The 17943-nt window shown below is 63.0% G+C and carries 20 protein-coding genes; 10 read left to right on the top strand and 10 right to left on the bottom strand.

Features of this window, described 5'->3' with window-relative positions:
* Window positions 1-34: 34 nt before the first annotated feature.
* A complete protein-coding gene (locus ACF8R4_RS25130) occupies window positions 35-1477 on the bottom strand; it encodes a sodium:alanine symporter family protein (protein WP_060499558.1) in 1443 nt (480 codons plus the stop codon).
* 178 nt (window positions 1478-1655) lie between these two features.
* Between ACF8R4_RS25130 and ACF8R4_RS25125 the strand changes: the two genes are divergently transcribed.
* The 3 genes from ACF8R4_RS25125 (at window position 1656) to ACF8R4_RS25115 (ending at window position 4425) form a co-directional block, all read left to right on the top strand.
* A complete protein-coding gene (locus ACF8R4_RS25125) occupies window positions 1656-2465 on the top strand; it encodes a helix-turn-helix transcriptional regulator (RefSeq protein WP_164524087.1) in 810 nt (269 codons plus the stop codon).
* 150 nt (window positions 2466-2615) lie between these two features.
* On the top strand, window positions 2616-3500 hold the full coding sequence (locus tag ACF8R4_RS25120; protein WP_104833540.1) for a sugar nucleotide-binding protein: 885 nt from the start codon (window positions 2616-2618) through the stop codon (window positions 3498-3500).
* Entirely contained in the window at window positions 3493-4425 is a 933-nt protein-coding gene (locus ACF8R4_RS25115; protein ID WP_060499555.1) for an NAD-dependent epimerase/dehydratase family protein, read from the top strand. The genes ACF8R4_RS25120 and ACF8R4_RS25115 overlap by 8 nt, the downstream gene beginning before the upstream one ends.
* A 52-nt stretch (window positions 4426-4477) precedes the next feature.
* Here ACF8R4_RS25115 and ACF8R4_RS25110 read toward each other — a convergent pair whose 3' ends face one another.
* The gene (locus ACF8R4_RS25110) at window positions 4478-4921 is read right to left on the bottom strand and encodes a winged helix-turn-helix transcriptional regulator (protein WP_392493676.1); all 444 of its coding nucleotides are present in this window, start codon (window positions 4919-4921) and stop codon (window positions 4478-4480) included.
* A gap of 101 nt (window positions 4922-5022) precedes the next feature.
* On the opposite strand from ACF8R4_RS25110, the gene ACF8R4_RS25105 reads away from it, so the two are divergent.
* Entirely contained in the window at window positions 5023-6216 is a 1194-nt protein-coding gene (locus tag ACF8R4_RS25105) for an MFS transporter (RefSeq protein WP_104833538.1), read from the top strand.
* On the opposite strand, the gene ACF8R4_RS25100 is transcribed toward ACF8R4_RS25105, so the two are convergent.
* From ACF8R4_RS25100 to ACF8R4_RS25080, 5 genes are all read right to left on the bottom strand, one after another.
* The gene (locus tag ACF8R4_RS25100) at window positions 6204-6887 is read right to left on the bottom strand and encodes an OmpW family protein (RefSeq protein WP_014589498.1); all 684 of its coding nucleotides are present in this window, start codon (window positions 6885-6887) and stop codon (window positions 6204-6206) included. The genes ACF8R4_RS25105 and ACF8R4_RS25100 overlap by 13 nt on opposite strands.
* Window positions 6888-6996: 109 nt before the next feature.
* A complete protein-coding gene (locus tag ACF8R4_RS25095; RefSeq protein WP_060499552.1) occupies window positions 6997-7509 on the bottom strand; it encodes a DUF3299 domain-containing protein in 513 nt (170 codons plus the stop codon).
* A 63-nt stretch (window positions 7510-7572) separates the two neighbouring features.
* The gene (locus ACF8R4_RS25090; RefSeq protein WP_060499551.1) at window positions 7573-8838 is read right to left on the bottom strand and encodes an ABC transporter permease; all 1266 of its coding nucleotides are present in this window, start codon (window positions 8836-8838) and stop codon (window positions 7573-7575) included.
* Window positions 8838-9548: an ABC transporter ATP-binding protein gene (locus ACF8R4_RS25085; RefSeq protein ID WP_060499550.1), complete on the bottom strand. Its 711-nt coding sequence runs from the start codon at window positions 9546-9548 to the stop codon at window positions 8838-8840. The genes ACF8R4_RS25090 and ACF8R4_RS25085 overlap by 1 nt, the downstream gene beginning before the upstream one ends.
* Window positions 9549-10124 carry a DUF2796 domain-containing protein gene (locus tag ACF8R4_RS25080; RefSeq protein ID WP_060499549.1) on the bottom strand — a complete coding sequence of 192 codons (576 nt, stop codon included), beginning with the start codon at window positions 10122-10124 and terminating at the stop codon, window positions 9549-9551.
* Between the two features lie 128 nt (window positions 10125-10252).
* Here ACF8R4_RS25080 and ACF8R4_RS25075 point away from each other — a divergent pair, with 128 nt between their 5' ends.
* Window positions 10253-10615 carry a hypothetical protein gene (locus ACF8R4_RS25075; protein ID WP_060499548.1) on the top strand — a complete coding sequence of 121 codons (363 nt, stop codon included), beginning with the start codon at window positions 10253-10255 and terminating at the stop codon, window positions 10613-10615.
* A gap of 354 nt (window positions 10616-10969) precedes the next feature.
* On the top strand, window positions 10970-12253 hold the full coding sequence (locus ACF8R4_RS25070) for a hypothetical protein (RefSeq protein WP_060499547.1): 1284 nt from the start codon (window positions 10970-10972) through the stop codon (window positions 12251-12253).
* Between the two features lie 68 nt (window positions 12254-12321).
* On the opposite strand, the gene trxA is transcribed toward ACF8R4_RS25070, so the two are convergent.
* From trxA to ACF8R4_RS25055, 3 genes are read right to left on the bottom strand one after another with little or no spacing between them, the layout of a single operon-like run.
* A complete protein-coding gene (gene trxA, locus ACF8R4_RS25065) occupies window positions 12322-13194 on the bottom strand; it encodes a thioredoxin (protein ID WP_060499546.1) in 873 nt (290 codons plus the stop codon).
* A 31-nt stretch (window positions 13195-13225) separates the two neighbouring features.
* The gene (locus ACF8R4_RS25060; RefSeq protein ID WP_060499545.1) at window positions 13226-13885 is read right to left on the bottom strand and encodes a methyltransferase; all 660 of its coding nucleotides are present in this window, start codon (window positions 13883-13885) and stop codon (window positions 13226-13228) included.
* Window positions 13886-14338, bottom strand: coding sequence for a YbaY family lipoprotein (locus ACF8R4_RS25055; protein WP_060499544.1), 453 nt, complete (start codon window positions 14336-14338; stop codon window positions 13886-13888). It lies immediately after the preceding gene.
* A 106-nt stretch (window positions 14339-14444) separates the two neighbouring features.
* Between ACF8R4_RS25055 and nrdR the strand changes: the two genes are divergently transcribed.
* The 4 genes from nrdR to ribBA are packed head-to-tail and all read left to right on the top strand — an operon-like array spanning window position 14445 to window position 17860.
* Window positions 14445-14909, top strand: a complete 465-nt coding sequence (nrdR, locus tag ACF8R4_RS25050; RefSeq protein WP_009685710.1) for a transcriptional regulator NrdR — start codon at window positions 14445-14447, stop codon at window positions 14907-14909.
* A 2-nt stretch (window positions 14910-14911) separates the two neighbouring features.
* On the top strand, window positions 14912-16042 hold the full coding sequence (gene ribD / locus ACF8R4_RS25045) for a bifunctional diaminohydroxyphosphoribosylaminopyrimidine deaminase/5-amino-6-(5-phosphoribosylamino)uracil reductase RibD (RefSeq protein WP_060499543.1): 1131 nt from the start codon (window positions 14912-14914) through the stop codon (window positions 16040-16042).
* 42 nt (window positions 16043-16084) lie between these two features.
* Entirely contained in the window at window positions 16085-16750 is a 666-nt protein-coding gene (locus ACF8R4_RS25040) for a riboflavin synthase (protein WP_060499542.1), read from the top strand.
* Window positions 16751-16768: 18 nt separating this feature from the next.
* A complete protein-coding gene (gene ribBA / locus ACF8R4_RS25035) occupies window positions 16769-17860 on the top strand; it encodes a bifunctional 3,4-dihydroxy-2-butanone-4-phosphate synthase/GTP cyclohydrolase II (RefSeq protein ID WP_016484697.1) in 1092 nt (363 codons plus the stop codon).
* Window positions 17861-17943 lie beyond the last annotated feature (83 nt).

Here is a 17943-nt window from a genome sequence, read left to right as displayed (position 1 = left end):
GCCCGCAGAAGGGGCGGCTTGGCAGGGCAGCGTATCAGCGCTGAGGCTGTGCTTGGCCGACTGTTTTGTCAGTGGCTGTTTCCGCCTGCGGATTGGCAGGCCAGGCATTGCGGTCCAGGTCCAGGTCGGCGAACTTGGTCGAATCGAACACCGGCTGCTGGATACCCGCCTTGCGCTGCTCGTCGTAGTCGCGCATCACACGCAGGCCGACTTTGAACAGCAGGGCCAGGGCCACCAGGTTGACGAAGGCCAGGCAGGTCATGGTGATGTCGGCGAAGGCGAACACGGTCGACAGGTCTTGCATCGAGCCCCAGACCACCAGTGCCAGCACCAGGCCACGGAACACCATCAGTACCACGCGGTTACGGGTGAGGAACTGCAGGCTGTTCTCGCCCAGGTAGTAGTTGTAGAGGATGCAGGTGAACACGAACAGCGACAGTGCAACGCTGACGAACACACGGCCCCAGTCACCGACCACGGCGGCCAGCGAGTTCTGGGTCAGGACAATACCGTCACCCTCGAAGCCCGGGGTGTAGAAGCCCGACAGCAGGATCAGCAGTGCGGTGCAGGTGCAGATCACGAAGGTGTCGAGGAACACGCTGAAGGCCTGGACCACGCCCTGGGCGCCCGGGTGTTTCACCGCAGCCACGGCAGCGACGTTCGGCGCACTGCCAAGGCCCGCTTCGTTGGCGAACACACCACGCTTCACGCCCATGACGATGGCGCTGCCGAGCAGGCCGCCGAAGGCTGGGTCGAGGCCGAAGGCGCTCTTGAAGATGGTTTCCAGCATGGCCGGCACGTGTTCGATCTGGGTGCCGATCACGTACAGGGTCACGCCGATGTAGGCCAGGGTCTTGACCGGTACCAGCAGGTCCGACACCGCAGCGATACGCTTGATGCCGCCGATGAAGGTGATGGCCAGCAGCACGGCCAGGACAATACCGGTTTGGCTCGGGGCAAAGTTGAAGGCGTTCTGCAGCGAGTGGGTCACGGTGTACGACTGCAGGCCGATGAAGGCGAAGCCGTAGGTGACCAGCAGCAGGATCGAGAACACGATGGCCATGCCTTTACGCTTCAGGCCATGCTGGATGTAGTAGGCCGGGCCGCCACGGTACAGGCCGTCACCATCGGCGCGCTTGTACACCTGGGCCAGGGTACATTCGAAGAAGCTGCTGGACATGCCCACCAATGCGGTGACCCACATCCAGAACACGGCACCTGGGCCTCCCAGGGTCACGGCAATACCGACACCGGCAATGTTACCGGCGCCAACGCGGCCGGCGAGGCTCAGCATCAGGGCCTGGAAGGAGCTCAGCTGGCCTGCCTGGCCACGCAGCGATTCCTTGAACACGGCGAACATGTGGCCGAAATGGCGGAACTGAACGAATCGGGAGCGGATGGTGAAGTAGCTACCCAGCCCTACGATCAGCACGATGAGGAGTTTCCCCGAGAGGAAATCGTTGAGTACTTCGAGCATTGGAGAATGACCTCGATTCTTATTCTTCGTGTGGAAAGACCAGCGGACGGCAGGCGCACCGCTATTCGTTGGGGCGCATGGTTGGCCATGACAAGAGTGGTTACAATTTCGCGGGTTGCTCTTAGTTGGCGCGACTTGATGCTACAATGGCGTCATTCGCGTCACCTGGGTCCCGCACATGAGCGATCATTTCGCTACCAACCTCAAGCTGGCTTGCAGCCACTACCGCTCTATTTCCGAAGTTTGCCGGCAGCTGTCGATCAACCGGGCACAGTTCAACAAGTACCTGAGCGGGCAGAGCCGTCCGACGGCTTACAACCTCAAGCGCATTGGCGACTTCTTCGGGGTCGAGGATTACGAACTGAATTTGCCGGCCGAGCAGTTCGCCAGGCTCATCGGTGCACGGGTGTCGACGCTGGTCGAGCAGCCCAGCGACCCGATCAGCGAACTGTTCCGTCCGCTGCACGACCACGCCGGCAACCTGTCGCGTTATTGCGGTTACTACTTCGAGTATTCCAACTGCATGTCGGTGCCGGGCACCATCCTGGTGTCGCTGGTTCACCTGTGGGAGGAGCGTGGCCGCTTCCTGTTCGAGCGCCAGGAACGCCAGGAACGCTCCAGCGCCACCGACCAGCACGCTGAGGTACGCTGCCGCTACCTGGGGGCTGCGTTCCAGTTGCAGGACCGGCTGTTCCTGATCGACTACGAGTCGCTCACGTACAACGAAATGAGCCAGACCATCCTCATCCCCAGCTTCAAAAGCCGCATTACCCGCCTGAATGGTCTGAAGGCTGGAGTGTCCAGCGGCGATCGACGCAACCCGGCCTGTACCCGGGTGGTGTGGGAGTATCTGGGGCAAGAGATCAATCGCATCAATGCCTATCGGCAGGTGAAACTGTACCGGCCGGATGATCCGCGTATAGATGATGATGTGCGTGAACGCTTGAGTGTGGGGCCATTGCGCAACAGTTTGTTTGAGATTGAATAGATGTAGCGCCTGTACTGGCCTCTTCGCGGGTAAACCCGCTCCCACAGAGGTCATGCAGGCAACTGAATAAGGCCTGTGGTTGGACTTCCCGCAGAGGAAACCGCAAAATGACCCCTTTCCTTCATCAACCTCTCCGGATCTGCTGACTCTATGCGTATGCGCCTAATGCTGTTGGGTGGTGGCAATGCCCTCGGGCAAGCGCTGATTCGTCTTGGGGCCGAGGAGGACATCGCATTCCTGGCGCCGCGCCCGCCCGAGAACGGCTGGACGCCGGCGAGCCTCACCCAGTTGCTCGACGATCACCGCCCCGACGCCGTGGTCAACCTGGCCTATTACTTCGACTGGTTCCAGGCCGAGTCGGTCAGCGAACAGCGCCTGGCTCAACAGGAGCGGGCAGTAGAGCGGCTCGCAGAGCTGTGCCAGCACCACCAGATCACCCTGGTACAGCCTTCCAGCTACCGCGTGTTCGACGGTTCGCGGGCCACGGCCTACAGCGAAAAGGACGAGCCAGTGCCGCTGGGCATGCGTGGCCAGGCGTTGTGGCGCATCGAGCAGAGTGTGCGTGCGGCCTGCCCGCAGCATGTGCTACTGCGCTTTGGCTGGTTGCTCGACGAAAGCATCGACGGGTCGCTGGGCCGCTTCCTGACCCGTGCCGAGCAACCGCAAGAGCTGCTGCTGGCCGATGACCGGCGTGGTAACCCGACACCGGTCGACGATGCTGCGCGGGTGATCCTGTCGGTGCTCAAGCAGCTCGATTGCAGTGCGCCGCTGTGGGGCACCTACCATTACGCTGGCAACGAGGCGACCACGCCGCTGGCGCTGGGCCAGGCGATCCTTGCCGAAGCGGGCCAGTATCGCCAGCTCGCGGTTCAGGCGCCAACGCCGCAGGCTCATGCCGCACGGCCGGATGCCAGCGAAGAGCCGCAGCACGCGGTACTGGCCTGCAAGAAAATCCTTCATACCTTCGGCATCAAGCCCCGCGCCTGGCGCGCCGGCCTGCCGCCTCTACTGGACCGGTTCTACCGCCATGGCTGACGCCCCCATCCTGATCACCGGCGGTGCCGGCTTCATTGGCTCCCACCTGTGCGATGCGTTGTTGGACAAAGGCTACGCTGTACGCATTCTCGACGACTTTTCTACTGGCCGGCGCAGTAACCTGCAGGTCGACCACCCACGGCTGGAACTGATCGAAGGTGATGTTGCCGACGCCGGGCTGGTCACGCAGGCCGCAGCCGGCTGCAGTGCCGTGGTGCACCTGGCGGCAGTGGCCTCGGTGCAGGCCTCGGTCGAAGACCCGGTGCGCACACACCAGAGCAACTTTATTGGCACCCTTAATGTGTGCGAAGCGATGCGCGTGCATGGCTTGCGCCGGGTGCTATTTGCTTCCAGTGCGGCGGTTTATGGCAACAATGGCGAGGGCGAGTCAATTGCCGAAGACACGCCCAAGGCACCGCTCACCCCGTACGCGGTGGACAAGCTGGCCAGTGAGCAGTACCTGGACTTCTACCGACGCCAGCATGGCCTGGAGCCGGTGGTGTTCCGCTTCTTCAATATCTTCGGGCCACGCCAGGACCCATCCTCGCCGTATTCCGGGGTCATCAGCATCTTCTGCGAGCGCGCGGTGCAGGGCTTGCCGATCACCATCTTCGGTGATGGCGAACAGACCCGCGACTTCCTTTACGTGGGCGACCTGGTGCAGGTGATGGTGCAGGCGCTGGAGCAGCCGCAGGTCGAGGAGGGGGCGGTGAACATCGGCCTCAATCAGGCCACCTCGCTGAACCAGTTGCTGGTGGCACTGGAGAAGGTGGTGGGGAGCCTGCCGGCGGTTAGCCATGTGGCTGCGCGTTCGGGTGATATTCGCCATTCGCGGGCGGATAATCAGCGCTTGCTGACGCGGTTCGAGTTTCCGCAGGCGACGCCAATGGTTGAAGGTCTGGCGCGGCTTCTGGGCAAGGCCTGAGGCCCTAGGGGCGCTGCGCGCCCCAATTGCCGGCAAGCCAGCCGCCCCAAAATCACCCGTGCCGCACAACTCTGCGCAGGCAATCCTCGGCAGCCAATACCCGCCCATCTTCAGCCCGTACCTGGATGACCTCGATCGTCTGCCCGGTAGCGCCTTCCACCAGCTCCGAACGCGCCTCGCCCGCTTCAAACAGATACCGCTCCCCCCACTGCCTCAGGCCCACCACCACGGGGAACACCGACTGCCCCTTCTCGGTCAGCACATATTCCTTGTAGGCACTGCCATCCGAAGCTGGCTGCGTCATCAGCAACCCACTTTCCACCAGCAGCTTGAGCCGTGAGGCGAGGATGTTCTTCGCCAGCCCCAGGTTCTTCTGAAATTCGCTGAAGCGTCGCAGGCCATCGAAGGCATCGCGCAGGATCATCAGCGCCCAGCGGTCACCCAATATCTCCAAGGCACGGGCTACCGGGCATTGCGCATTGTTTTCATCGAGCATGTGGCAGGCCTGTCCTGATTGTCTGGTTGCAGATTAAAACCACTTTTGCTAAATAGCCATAAGTGGTTTCAATTCGAAACTACATTATCGAGGCCACCCCGATGACACGCTGGATAACCCTGCTGCTTGCGATCACCAGCGCCATGGCGGTGGCGACGGTGTACTTTGCCCAACCGCTGCTCGAATCGATGGCCGCCGAACTGGGTGTGGCACAGCAGCAGATTGGCTGGGTAGTGGGTGCAACCCAGGCGGGCTATGCCCTGGGGCTGCTGCTGATTGTGCCGCTTGGGGACTTGATCGACCGCAAACGCCTGTTGCTCGGCCAGTTGCTGTTCTCGGCCTTGGCGCTGGTCGGCGTGGGCATGGCGCCAAACTGGGTGATGCTGTTGCTGGCGCTGGCCATCACCGGGCTGATGGCCGTGATGGTGCAGGTGATGGTGGCGCATGCCGCCAGCCTGGCCTCGCCCGCTGAGCAAGGGCAAGCGGTAGGCACCGTCACGAGCGGTGTGGTGCTGGGCATTCTGTTGGCGCGCCTGGTGGCGGGTGGGGTGGCTGACCTGGCCGGCTGGCGCAGTGTTTATCTCGTGGCCGCAGTGCTCTTGCTGGCGCTGGCGTTGGTGCTGTGGTGCTGTTTGCCAAGCGGGCAGCCGTTGGTGCAGCGTCCCGGTTACCGAGAGCTGATCGTGTCCCAATTCCGCTTGTTTCGGCACGACAGGCTGCTGCGCCAGCGCGGCGTGTTCGGCGTATTGATCTTCGCCGCGTTCAGCGTGCTGTGGAGCGCCATGGTCATGCCTCTGAGCGCTGCGCCATTGGCGTTGAGCCATACTGAGATTGGCCTGTTCGGTCTGGCAGGTGTGGCCGGTACGTTGGCGGCAGCGCGCGCTGGTCGCTTGGCCGATCTGGGGCTGGGAGCGCGCACCACCGGGCTGGCGCTGGCGTTGCTGACGCTGTCGTGGTTGCCCACGGCCTTTGTCGGGCAGTCGTTGATCGTTTTCGTGCTCGGTGTGCTGATGCTGGACTTCGCCGTGCAGGCAGTGCATGTCACCAACCAAAGCGTGTTGCTGGCAGGGCGTGGCGCGATGGCTAGCCGATTGATTGGTGCTTATATGTGCTGCTATTCGGTCGGTAGCGGGTTGGGTGCGGTGCTGGCGAGCCGGGTGTATGCCCGATGGGGGTGGCTTGCGGTGTGTGGGCTTGGCATGGCCATCAGTGCGGTCGCGCTGGGGTACTGGCTGTGGCTGCAACGAGAAAGGGCGGCCGAAGCCGCCCTGCCGTGTTCCGGTCAGAACTTGTAGCCAAGGCCGACCATGTACACCCACGGGTCAACGTCTACGTCGACCTTGGTCTTGCTGTAGCCCAGTGCGGTCGGGCCATTGACGCTGGCCTTGGTGTCGATGTCGACATACCAGACCGAGGCGTTGACCAGCAGGTTGTCGGTGAGCATGTAGTCCATGCCCAGCTGGCCGGCAATCCCTACCGAGTCTTGCAGCTTGAGGTTGCTGAAGCCTTGTTGCTTGCGTGCGCTGCTCAAGTCTTCGTCAAAGAACAGGGTGTAGTTGATGCCCACACCGGCATACGGTTGGAAGCGCGAGTTCGGCTCCATCGGGTAGTACTGCAGCGACAGGGTCGGTGGCAGTTGCTTGATGTCTGCCAGCTTGCCGTCCAGCCCGCCGCCCAGGCCTTTTACGCCCACGGTGTGCTTGAACGGGGTGGCTGCCAGCAGCTCCAGGCCGATGTGGTCGGTGAGCATGTAGGCGAAGGTCAGGCCCAGCTGGGTATCGCTGTCCAGGGTTGCCTTGGTGCCTGACACCTTGTTGCCGTCGAACTTCAGGTCGCCGCTGCTTTCGTTCGGGGCAGTGGTAATGGCGCCTGCGCGCAAAATCATGTCCCCTGCCTGGTAGGCGTGGGCGGCAGGGGCGGCGAGCGCAAGGGCCACAAGCGAGGCGCCGAGCAAGGACTTGTTCATGGAAGCTCCCAAAGGACGTTATTAATCGAGTAGTCCAATGGTACGGAGCTGGTTAAACACAAAGTTTGACCCAGCTCAAAGAAGCGTCTTCATGAATTCGAAACAGTTCTCATCTCAGCTCATACGCGTAGATTTTCTCGGCCTCCATCTGGTAGCCGGCATCGGCCAGTTCGCTGCTGGAGGCTCTAACCTGCATCTTTCCCTCGATCCAGTAGGGTTGGTAGAGGTCTTCGACGCGTACGCCTATTTCGCTGAAAATATGCACGATCTGGTTTGACGGTGGCGGGGGGACGTGGATGCACGCGCCGTAGTACGGCACCAGCAGGAACTCGGTGGTGCGGCCTTCTTCGCTGACCTCAAGCGGCACGATGTAGCCTGGCAGTTTGATTTGCTGGCCGTCGAGGCTTTTCACCACGGGCGCGTCGGGCGCTTGCTGGCGAGCGGGTGGGGCGGACTCGGCAGACAGGGCGTTGCTGAGCTGTGACATGTCATGCAGCGGCGCCAGTTGTGGCGGGATGACCGGGGCGCCTTCGGGGATCAGGGCAGGCCAGTCCAGCTCTTTGGGTTCGGCGGCCCACAGAGGCATCGCTATCACCAACAGTAGGGCCAGCAGCATGTGCATTGCCGGCCTCTTCGCGGGCGAGCCCGCGAAGGAGGCAGTGAGGTTTCTGATCATTGCAGGCTCTTAAAGATGAATGGACAGGCCGTCGGCCAGCGATTGCCTGTAAGCCCGCCAAGCCGGCACGCTACCCATCAGCAACGCGGCCCCAAGGATGATAGCCAGCAAGGTCCACTCATGAGCACTCGGCAATGCCAGCGGCAAATACAACCCATAGTTGGCCTGCACATACCCCTGTGCCAAGGCGATACCCGCATACAGCAACCCCAGCCCGGCCACGATCCCGACTGCCGCCAGTGACAGCGCTTCCAGCACCAGCAGCCCTGCGATATGCCACGGCCTGGCCCCGACCGACCGCAAGATTGCCATTTCTCGCCGGCGCTCGTTGAGGCTGGTGAGAATGGCCGTGAGCATGCCGATCAAGCCGGTCAGCACCACAAACAGCGACACCACGAACAGCGCCTGTTCCGCCGTGCCCATCAGGCTCCACAGTTCTTGCAGGGCCACCCCAGGCAGGATCGCCAGCAGCGGCTCGCTGCGATATTCGTTGATTTCCCGTTGTAGGCTGAACGTCGCGATCTTGTTGTTCAGGCCCAGCATGAACGCGGTGATGGCGGCAGGTTGCAGGTCCATCGTACGTGCCTGATCGGCGCTGATGCGCCCGGCGCCACGGGCCGGTACGCCATTGTGCCAGTCGATATGGATGGCTTCCATGCCGCCCAGGCTGATGTGCAAGGTGCGGTCGACCGGTGTGCCGGTGCGCTTGAGCACGCCAACCACGGTGAACGGCTTGTCGTCATGCTTGACCAGGCTGATCGCTGCCACACCATGGGCCAGCACCAGCTTGTCCCCCAGCTTGTAGTGCAACGCCTCGGCGACTTCGGCACCGAGTACCACCTCGAACGGGTCGCTGGCGAACTCACGCCCTTGGCTCAATTCCAGGTGCTGGCGGCGGCCGTACTGGTAATGATCAAAGTAATCCGTCGTGGTGCCCATCACCCTGTAGCCGCGATGCGAGTCGCCCAGCGAGATAGGGATCGCCCACTTCACCCGCGGGTCCTGCGCATAATGCTGGAAGCTGTCCCAGCGGATGTTGTTGGTCGCGTTGCCAATGCGGAATACCGAATACAGCAGCAGGTTCACCGAGCCGGAGCGGGCGCCGACAATCAGGTCGGTACCGCTGATGGTGCTGGCGAAGCTGGCGCGGGCCTCGGTGCGAACGCGCTCCACGGCCAGCAGCAGGCACACCGACAGGGCGATGGCAAACGCGGTGAGGAAGGCGGTGAAACGGCGGTTGGCCAGGCTGGCCAGGGCAAGGCGGAGCAGGTACATCAGGCCTCCCGGGGCTTGGCGGCGCGGTTGAGGTCGGCCAGGGAAAGGTGGCGGTCGAACAGTGGCGCCAGGCTTTGGTCGTGGCTGACGAACAGCAGGCTGGCACCGGCGGCGCGGCATTCGTCGAACAGCAGGCGGATGAACGCTTCGCGGGTATCGGCGTCTAGTGCAGAGGTCGGTTCGTCAGCAATCACCAGCTCGGGCTGGCCGATCAGTGCGCGGGCGGCGGCCACCCGTTGCTGCTGGCCGATCGACAGGCTGTCGGCGCGGCGGGCGAGCAGGGCGGAGTCATCCAGCCCCAGGTGGGCCAGCAGTGTGCTGGCTGCCTGGTCGACACTGCCATGGCGCTGTTCGGCGCGGGCCTTGCGGCTGCGCGAGAAGCGGCAGGGCAGTTCGACGTTTTCGCGTACCGACAGGAACGGCAGCAGGTTGAACTGCTGGAAGATATAACCCGTGTGGTCGACGCGGAAGCGGTCACGCGCCCCCTGGCCCAGGCTGCCAAGGTCTTGGCCAAGCAACTGGATGTGGCCCTGAGCCGGTACATTCACGCCGCCCAGCAGGCCCAGCAAGGTGGTCTTGCCACTGCCGCTGGGGCCCTTGAGAAACAGGGCTTCACCAGCGTCCAGGTGGAAGGCCGGAATATCCAGCAGCGGCGGCTGGCCTGGCCAGGCAAACACCAAATCACGCAGTTCGATCAACGGCTGGCTCATTCAGAAAGCGACCGCTGCCTTGGCCGGCGTGGCTTCCACACCTTTCTGGCCATTCGGGCCGATCAGTTGCACGTTGATCTTCTGGGTGGCCGGGAAGGCCTTGAACAGCGGGCCGAGGTCCACTTGTGCCAGTTTGTCGGGGTTGGCGCAGGTCAGCTGGTAGTGGGCGCCGATGTCGCTGTGCTGGTGGCCGTGCTCATGTTCGTCGCCATCGTCGTCGGCTTTCGGGGCGTCACCGAACAGTGGGCTTTCCAGCTCTTGCTGATCTTCTTTGCAGCCTGCGGCAGCAGAGAGGCCGAACAGCTTCAGTGGCTGTTCAAGCTGCTGGCGCACAGCGGCGACCTTGGCTTTGTCGGCATCGCTGCTGGCGGCATGTTCGAAACCGACCAGGTTCATCGCCGGGCTGTCCAGTTCCAGTTCCAGGGTGTTGCCATCGAGCACGACGTTGAGCTTGGCTACGCCATGCTCGTGGGCGCCGAGGGTGCCATGGGCGTGGTCGTGATCATGGTCATCGTGGGCATGGGCCACGGCCAGTGGTAGCAAGGCGAAGGGCAGGGCAAGCAGCAGGCGACGCATGGACGGCTCCGGGGCGGGCTGAATGATTGGGTTATGTTATAACAACTTTTCTGCGCGCCGCCAGCCTGTGTAATGCAGGTTTCATCATGCGGTAGGATGGGGTAATGACCTGGTTAGAAGGAAGCGTCGTGAGAATTCGTGGACAGATTGGTGACTGGCCGGTGGACCTGACCATCGAGCTGGCGCCTGAAGAGTGGGCGCAGTTGGGGCGGCAGGTCGAGGTGCCGGTGGTGGCGCAGGCCGTTGCGGCGGCTCCGGTGGCGGCTGCGCGCCAGGATGACGGGCAGTGGGCGGCGGCACTCGATTTGTTGCGCCAGGCCGGGCAGCTATCTGGCCCCGAGTTGCTGGATAACCTGGCGGGCCTGACCGGTAGTGCAACAGCGGGCAAGAGGCTGCTGGTGCGTTTGCGACACAGTGCTGAGGTTCGTGTGCTGGCCGGCGAGGATGCCCCACTGTACTGTTGGCAGGGTGATGCAAGTGGGCAGCGTTAAGCCAAGGGTGGCAGCCGTCAACTGGTAAAACTGCCAGTTTTTATTCGCCACATAGAGGATTTGAATGGGCAGGCCTTCATTTACGGAAACCTGCCATGAAGACTGAAAACGATGCAGTAGTGCAAGCGTACGACTTGCGCGGTTGGCGCATGCACTTTGCTTTTAACGCTGAAAAGTTGAACGCTGCGCTATTACCAGCAGAGGCCGGATACTGTCCACACCGATACGCTGGACTTTGTTCATCGACGCCCAAGTGGTTGGCTGGTGACCCGGTGTGTGTTGGGCAGTCCGCTGCCGGAGTTTCCAACTGGCAACAGTGAAACAATCACCTTCGCAAGGCGCTTTGTATCCTACATGAGCTACGAGTTTCAAAGAGCGCCAGGCGCCGCTTATGCAGATCTACTGGAAGTAGTTGCTGGTAGCCAGAATGAGCGCCTGGCACTGTTTCAGTCCTTCAGGTTGGACCAGTGTGTTGGGACATATAAATACAACGGCGACACAGTCTTTACGCTGTCGGTTGGAGCCGACTTCTCCATAGGGTTTCTGGGGTGGGGACAGCGTGACACCGATGCCGGCTTGCCATTCAAGCTCCGTTTTGACAGCCTCCCTGCAAGGGACAAAGTTGTTGTGCTGCCCAAAACCGATGATGTCACTTATGGCGAGTGGCTGATGAAGGATTTGCGCTTCTATCTGCGGCGCGCTCAAGCTCCGCTTCCCCATGTTTTGTATATGGCTAACGCCAGCGAGAACAATGGTTCACTTTCTGCCAGTGTGAGCGATGGGCGTGCTGACAGGCTGAGCGTGGATGAAAGCCATTCGGGCCTATGCTACCTGCAAAGCAGTCACATTCCCGATGCAGGGTACTATGGGCGCGATTTCGAGCAATTGGCCCAGATAATTTTCCCGCGTGGGTATTTAAGATTCACCGGGCTTGATGAGGGCGATCCGGATGCCACGGTTGCCCAGGCCAGTCTGGCTGAAGCGGCACTTTTTGACGCGGGCGCCTTAGCCCCTGAGGCTGCCCTCTATTCTTCGCACGTCAGCCCCTTGGTCCGGATCGTTTCCGCCGGTAGTGCCGGTCAGCGCTTGGCGCTGAATACAGTCAACCCTGCCGCGCCGATCTGGCGATTCGCGTCGGAAACGTTAGGGCAACTCGTGCCTGACGGTCGCTTTTGCAGTTACATCCCGCAAGACGATGGCGGTGTCCGCTATGGCCAAAACCCGTTGACTCGCAAGGATGCTGCACTGCTCGATACCTTGAAAAGAAACCCCGTTGATATTGTTCGGATAATTACGGGCTTCACCCTGTTGCCGTATTACTCAACGATGATCGTGCTCAATGCTCAGCCTACCCATTACTTTAAAATTGCAGCCGTTGGCAACAAGTTAAAGTTGACTTTCTGTTATGTGGGCTGGGGGACCGGCGAGCAGGAAGTGCCGTTGGAGGAAACCGATTGGAAGGTGTTGGCGGGGGACGGGTCAGTGTCGGGCGGCGTTTTCACAGCAGGTGGGGTTTCTAAATTCAGTGTGCTGCAGGCGATCCACCGCAATCCAACCTACATGCAGTTTGCGGTTGTCATCATTCCAATGCCGTTGCTGACTGCGGCCGAGTTCGTGGCCATGCGCAATGGTGGTTGACGCCTGCAGGTGAAGGGTTGATAGCGATTGTGCTATCCACCCTCACCCCACTAACGGTGCTGGGCAGGTCAGAACATCGCCGCCGACAGCTTGCGGCGATACACGCCAACCAGCGGGTGATCGCCGCCGAGCAACTCGAACACTTGCAGCAATGCCTTCTGCGGCAAACCGTTCTCGTAGCCACGGTTACGCTGGAACAGCTTCAGCAACCCCTCCAGCGCCGCCTCATACTGCTGGCGCGCCAGCTGCTGAATGCTCAGCTGGTAAGCCGCTTCGTCATCCTGTGGGTTCTGCGCCAATCGGCTTTTCAGGTCCGCCACTTCCGGCAGGCTGGCCGCCTGACGCAGGAACGTCAGCTGTGCCTTGGCACCGGCCAGCGCAGCTTTGTGCTCGTCCGTCTTGACCGCATCCAGCACCACCTGGGCCTCGCCCAACTCACCACGCTCGGCCAGGCAGCGGGCATACAGGATCAGCGCCTCGGCATTGCTGTTGTCCTCACCCAGCAGCGCCTGCAACTGCGCTTCGGCTTCGGCAAAGCAGCTTTCGGCGAACAGCGCCTTGGCCTGTTCCAGTGGCGAAGCTGCAGGTGCGGCAGGCATCTGCACATGCGGTTCGAGCATGGCGCGAATCGCCGATTCCGGCTGGGCACCGGCAAAGCCGTCTACCGGCTGGCCATCCTTGAACAGCACCACGGTCGGCAGGCTGCGGATGCCGAACTGGGCAACCACCTGTTGCTCCACGTCGCAGTTGATCTTGGCCAGCAGCAACTCGCCCTGGTAACCCTCGGCGATCTTGGCCAGCAATGGCATCAGCGCCTTGCACGGCGCACACCACTCGGCCCAGAAGTCCACCAGCACCGGCTTGTGGAAGGAGTTCTCGATCACCAGTTGCTGGAAGGTGGCATCGGTAGCGTCGAAAATGTAAGGCGTGTCTTGGGTCATCGCGACTCTCGCAAACTCGTGTATGGCACCACTATAAGGTGTCGCGGCTGGCGTGGTACAGGCTGACCCGGCGGAATTCGTGTGGCTCGGCCAGGTCTGGCAGGGTCAGCGCTTCGAGCACGCCCAACTGCTGGTACAGCGGGTGGCTGAAGTCGCGAACCCGCGAGTCGGCCACCAGCGCCTGGCGGCCGCGACCGAGGAAGGCATCCAGCAGCGGCAGGTTGGCGCGGTCATACAGCACATCGGCAACCAGGATCAGGTCAAAGCGGTCTTCTTCGGCAAAGAAGTCGCTGCTGTAGTTCAGCTCAACCCTGTTCAGGGCGGCATTGGCGCGGCAGGCATCGAGGGCCAGCGGGTCGAGGTCGCAGGCCACCACTTCCAGTGCACCGGCGCGTGCGGCGGCAATGCCAGCGATACCGGAGCCGGCGCCAAAGTCCAGCACGCGCTTGCCGGCCACCCATTCCGGGCGCTCGGCCAGGTAGCGGGCCATGGCCAGGCCGCTGGCCCAGCAAAAGCTCCAGTAGGGCGGCTCTTCAAGAATGCGCCGGGTTTCTTCGCTGCTGAAGGCGCGGTCCATGTTCTGGTCGTCGATCAGCCACAGCTTCAGGTCGCAGCCGGGCAGCTCGCTGACCACCAGGCGCGCTTCGCCTATCAGGCCGCTGAGGGCCTGTTGCAGGGCCAGTGGAGCCACTTACGGCGCCTTCTCGAAACGCAGCGGGCCGGTGGCCTGGGTCTGCGCTTGGGTAATACGCACCGGTGGCAGGTGCATGATCAGCTGGCCGGAGCTGCTGGCCCGGCCACGTAGCTCGACCCGCGCACCGGCCGGGAAGGCCTCGGGGTTGAAGCGCAGGTGGTAGGGCAGGGCCTGGCCGGTGCCGGTCAGGTTGCTGCTGGCCAGCAGGCGTTGCGGGCGGTCGCGTTCGTCGATCACCAGCAAGGCCAGTTCCACGTCTGCCCCGGCTGGTATTTCCAGCAAGGTACCACTGAGCTCACGCTGGTAGGCCGGCAGCGGGCCCAGCACTTCTGCCGGTTTGGCCGCGCGAGCGGGCGTGGGTGCAGGGGATGCATCGGTCTTTGGCCTGTCGCTGCCGCAGGCGGTGAGCAGGGCGGCGCAGCACAGCACGACGAGCGCTCGGTAGTGCATGGGGTAGTCCTTCACGGGCAGAATTCCCATGGATGTTAACCCCTTTGGCTTGTCTTGCCAGTGCAATGCGCTACCATGGCCCTCCCTTTTTTTGTTGCCTGCCACCATGCACTGTCCCTTTTGCGGTGCCAACGACACCAAGGTCATCGATTCTCGCCTCGTTGCCGAGGGCGAGCAGGTGCGCCGCCGCCGCGAATGTGTGGCCTGTGGCGAGCGTTTCACCACCTTCGAAACCGCCGAGCTGGTGCTGCCCCGGCTGATCAAGCAGGACGGCACACGCCAGCCCTTCGACGAAGACAAGCTGCGTGCCGGCATGCAACGGGCCCTGGAAAAGCGCCCGGTCAGCGTCGAACGGCTGGAAGCGGCGCTGGCGCACATCAAGAGCCGGCTGCGCGCCACTGGCGAGCGCGAAGTGAAATCGCTGGTGGTGGGTGAAATGGTCATGGCCGAGCTGCGCAAGCTCGACGAAGTGGCCTACATCCGCTTTGCCTCGGTGTACCGGCGCTTCCAGGACCTGGACGAGTTCCGCGAAGAAATCGACCGCCTGGCCCGTGAGCCGGCTAAAGAGTGAACATGCCCAGCCAAGCCGCCATCCTTGACGCCCACTACATGGCCCGCGCGCTGGAGCTGGCGCGCAAAGGCCTGTACACCACCCACCCCAACCCCCGTGTAGGCTGCGTGATCGTGCGCGACGGCGAAGTGGTCGGCGAAGGCTGGCACGTGCGCGCCGGCGAGCCGCATGCCGAAGTGCATGCCCTGCGCCAGGCCGGTGAGCGTGCCCGCGGTGCCTGCGCCTACGTCACCCTGGAGCCGTGCAGCCACCATGGCCGCACGCCGCCCTGTGCCGAAGCGCTGGTCAACGCCGGTGTGGCGCGGGTGGTGGCCGCCATGCAGGACCCTAACCCGCAAGTGGCGGGGCAGGGCCTGCGGCGTTTGGCCGAGGCGGGTATTGAAGTGGCCAGCGGCGTGCTCGAAGCCGAGGCCCGCGCGCTCAACCCGGGCTTTCTCAAACGCATGGAACATGGCCTGCCGTTCGTGCGCGCCAAGCTGGCTATGAGCCTGGATGGCCGCACCGCCATGGCCAGTGGCGAAAGCCAGTGGATCACCGGCCCGGCTGCCCGTTCCGCGGTGCAGCGCCTGCGTGCCCGTTCCAGCGTGGTGCTGACCAGCGCTGCCAGCGTGCTGGCCGACAACGCCCGCATGACCGTGCGCGGCGACGAGCTGGGCCTAGACCCCGAAACCACCGCCCTGGCGCTCAGCCGCACACCGCTGCGCGTGCTGGTCGATGGCCGCCTGCGCCTGCCACTGGATGCGCCGTTCTTCCAGGCCGGCCCGGCCCTGGTGGTGACCGCTGTCGCAGATGACCCAGGCTATGCCGCTGCCGGCCACGAGTTGCTCAGCCTGCCGGGCGACAATGGCCAGGTCGACCTGCCTGCGCTGCTGCAAGCCCTGGCGGCGCGTGGCGTGAACGAAATCCTGCTGGAAGCCGGTGCCGGCTTGGTCGGCGCCTTTGCCCGGCAAGGCCTGGTCGACGAGTACCAGTTCTTCGTCGCCGGCACCTTCCTCGGCTCCAACGCCCGCCCGTTGCTGGACTGGCCGCTGGACAAGATGAGCAAAGCACCGCGGCTGAAAATTACCGAAATGCGCGCAGTGGGCGATGACTGGCGGGTCACGGCCATCCCCCTGCCGGCGCCCGGCGTATAATGCCGGGCTTGCCCCGTGCAAACCGTTTTTGAGGAAGACCCCATGTTCACCGGCATCATCGAATCCATCGGCACCATCCGCAGCCTCACCCCCAAGGGTGGCGACGTGCGCGTCTACGTCGAGACCGGCAAGCTCGACCTGGATGACGTCAAGCTCGGCGACAGCATCGCTGTCAACGGTGTGTGCCTGACCGCTGTCGAACTGCCGGGTGACGGCTTCTGGGCCGACGTCAGCGTCGAAACCCTCAAGCGCACCGCATTCATCGACCTCAAGAGTGGCAGCAAGGTCAACCTGGAAAAGGCCCTGACCCCCACCACCCGCCTGGGCGGGCACCTGGTCAGCGGCCACGTCGACGGGGTTGGTGAAATCATCTCGCGCAGCGATAACGCCCGCGCCATCCAGTTCCGCGTGCGTGCACCGAAGGAACTGGCCAAGTACATCGCCCACAAGGGTTCGATCACCGTCGACGGCACCAGCCTGACGGTCAATGAGGTCAATGGCGCCGAGTTCGAGCTGACCATTGTCCCGCACACCCTGTCCGAAACCATCATGGCCGACTACCGCGCAGGGCGTCGGGTAAACCTTGAGGTCGACCTGCTGGCCCGTTATCTGGAGCGCTTGCTGCTGGGTGACAAGGCTGCTGAACCGAGCAAGGGCAGTGGCATTACCGAAAGCTTCCTGGCCGCCAACGGCTTCTTGAAATCCTGATTGAGAAGGGGGTGCCGCGTGGCGCTCAACAGCATCGAAGAACTGGTTGAAGACATCCGCCAGGGCAAAATGGTCATCCTCATGGATGACGAAGACCGCGAAAACGAAGGCGACATCATCATGGCAGCCGAGTGCTGCCTGCCTGAGCACATCAACTTCATGGCCAAGCACGCCCGTGGCCTGATCTGCATGCCGATGACCCGCGAGCGTTGCGAAACGCTGAAGCTGCCGCTGATGGCGCCGCGCAACGGCTCGGGCTTCGGCACCAAGTTCACCGTGTCGATCGAAGCCGCCGAAGGCGTTACCACCGGCATTTCCGCCGCTGACCGCGCCCGTACCGTGCAGGCTGCCGCCGCCAAGGATGCCAAGGCCGAAGACATTGTCAGCCCAGGCCACATCTTCCCGCTGATGGCCCAGCCTGGCGGTACCCTGGCCCGCGCCGGCCACACCGAAGCCGCCTGCGACCTGGCGCGCATGGCTGGTTTCGAGCCAAGCGGCGTCATCTGCGAAGTGATGAACGACGACGGCACCATGTCGCGCCGTGCGGAACTGGAAGTGTTCGCCGCCGAGCACGGCCTGAAGATCGGTACCATCGCCGACCTCATCCACTACCGCATGATCCACGAGCGCACTGTGCAGCGCGTTTCCGAGCAGCCGGTGGAAAGCGAGCTGGGTGAGTTCAACCTGGTCACCTACCGCGATGCGGTGGAAGGCGACGTGCACATGGCCCTGACCCTGGGCAAGATCTGCGCCGAAGAGCCAACCCTGGTGCGCGTGCACAACATGGACCCGCTGCGCGACCTGCTGCTGGTCAAGCAGCCGGGCCGTTGGAGCCTGCGTGCGGCCATGGCTGCCGTGGCCGAGGCCGGCAGCGGCGTGGTGCTGCTGCTGGGCCACCCGCTGGACGGCGACGTGCTGCTGGCGCACATCCGCGAAAGCGCGGGCGATGCACCGGCCAAGGCACCGACCACCTACAGCACCGTGGGTGCCGGTTCACAGATTCTGCGCGACCTCGGTGTGCGCAAGATGCGCCTGATGAGTTCGCCGATGAAGTTCAATGCGATATCCGGATTCGATCTGGAAGTTGTAGAATACGTGCCCTCCGAGTGACTTGAGGCGGCAGTGACGCCCTCCAGCTCGAGTCCATACCCCTGTCGAGGCCGCCAGCATGCGGCCTCGCTCTTGAAGATGAG

Origin of the sequence: Pseudomonas sp. FYR_2, assembly GCF_043106425.1 — a bacterium.
GTDB lineage: Bacteria > Pseudomonadota > Gammaproteobacteria > Pseudomonadales > Pseudomonadaceae > Aquipseudomonas > Aquipseudomonas monteilii.
This window is presented reverse-complemented; position numbering and strand designations above follow the sequence as displayed.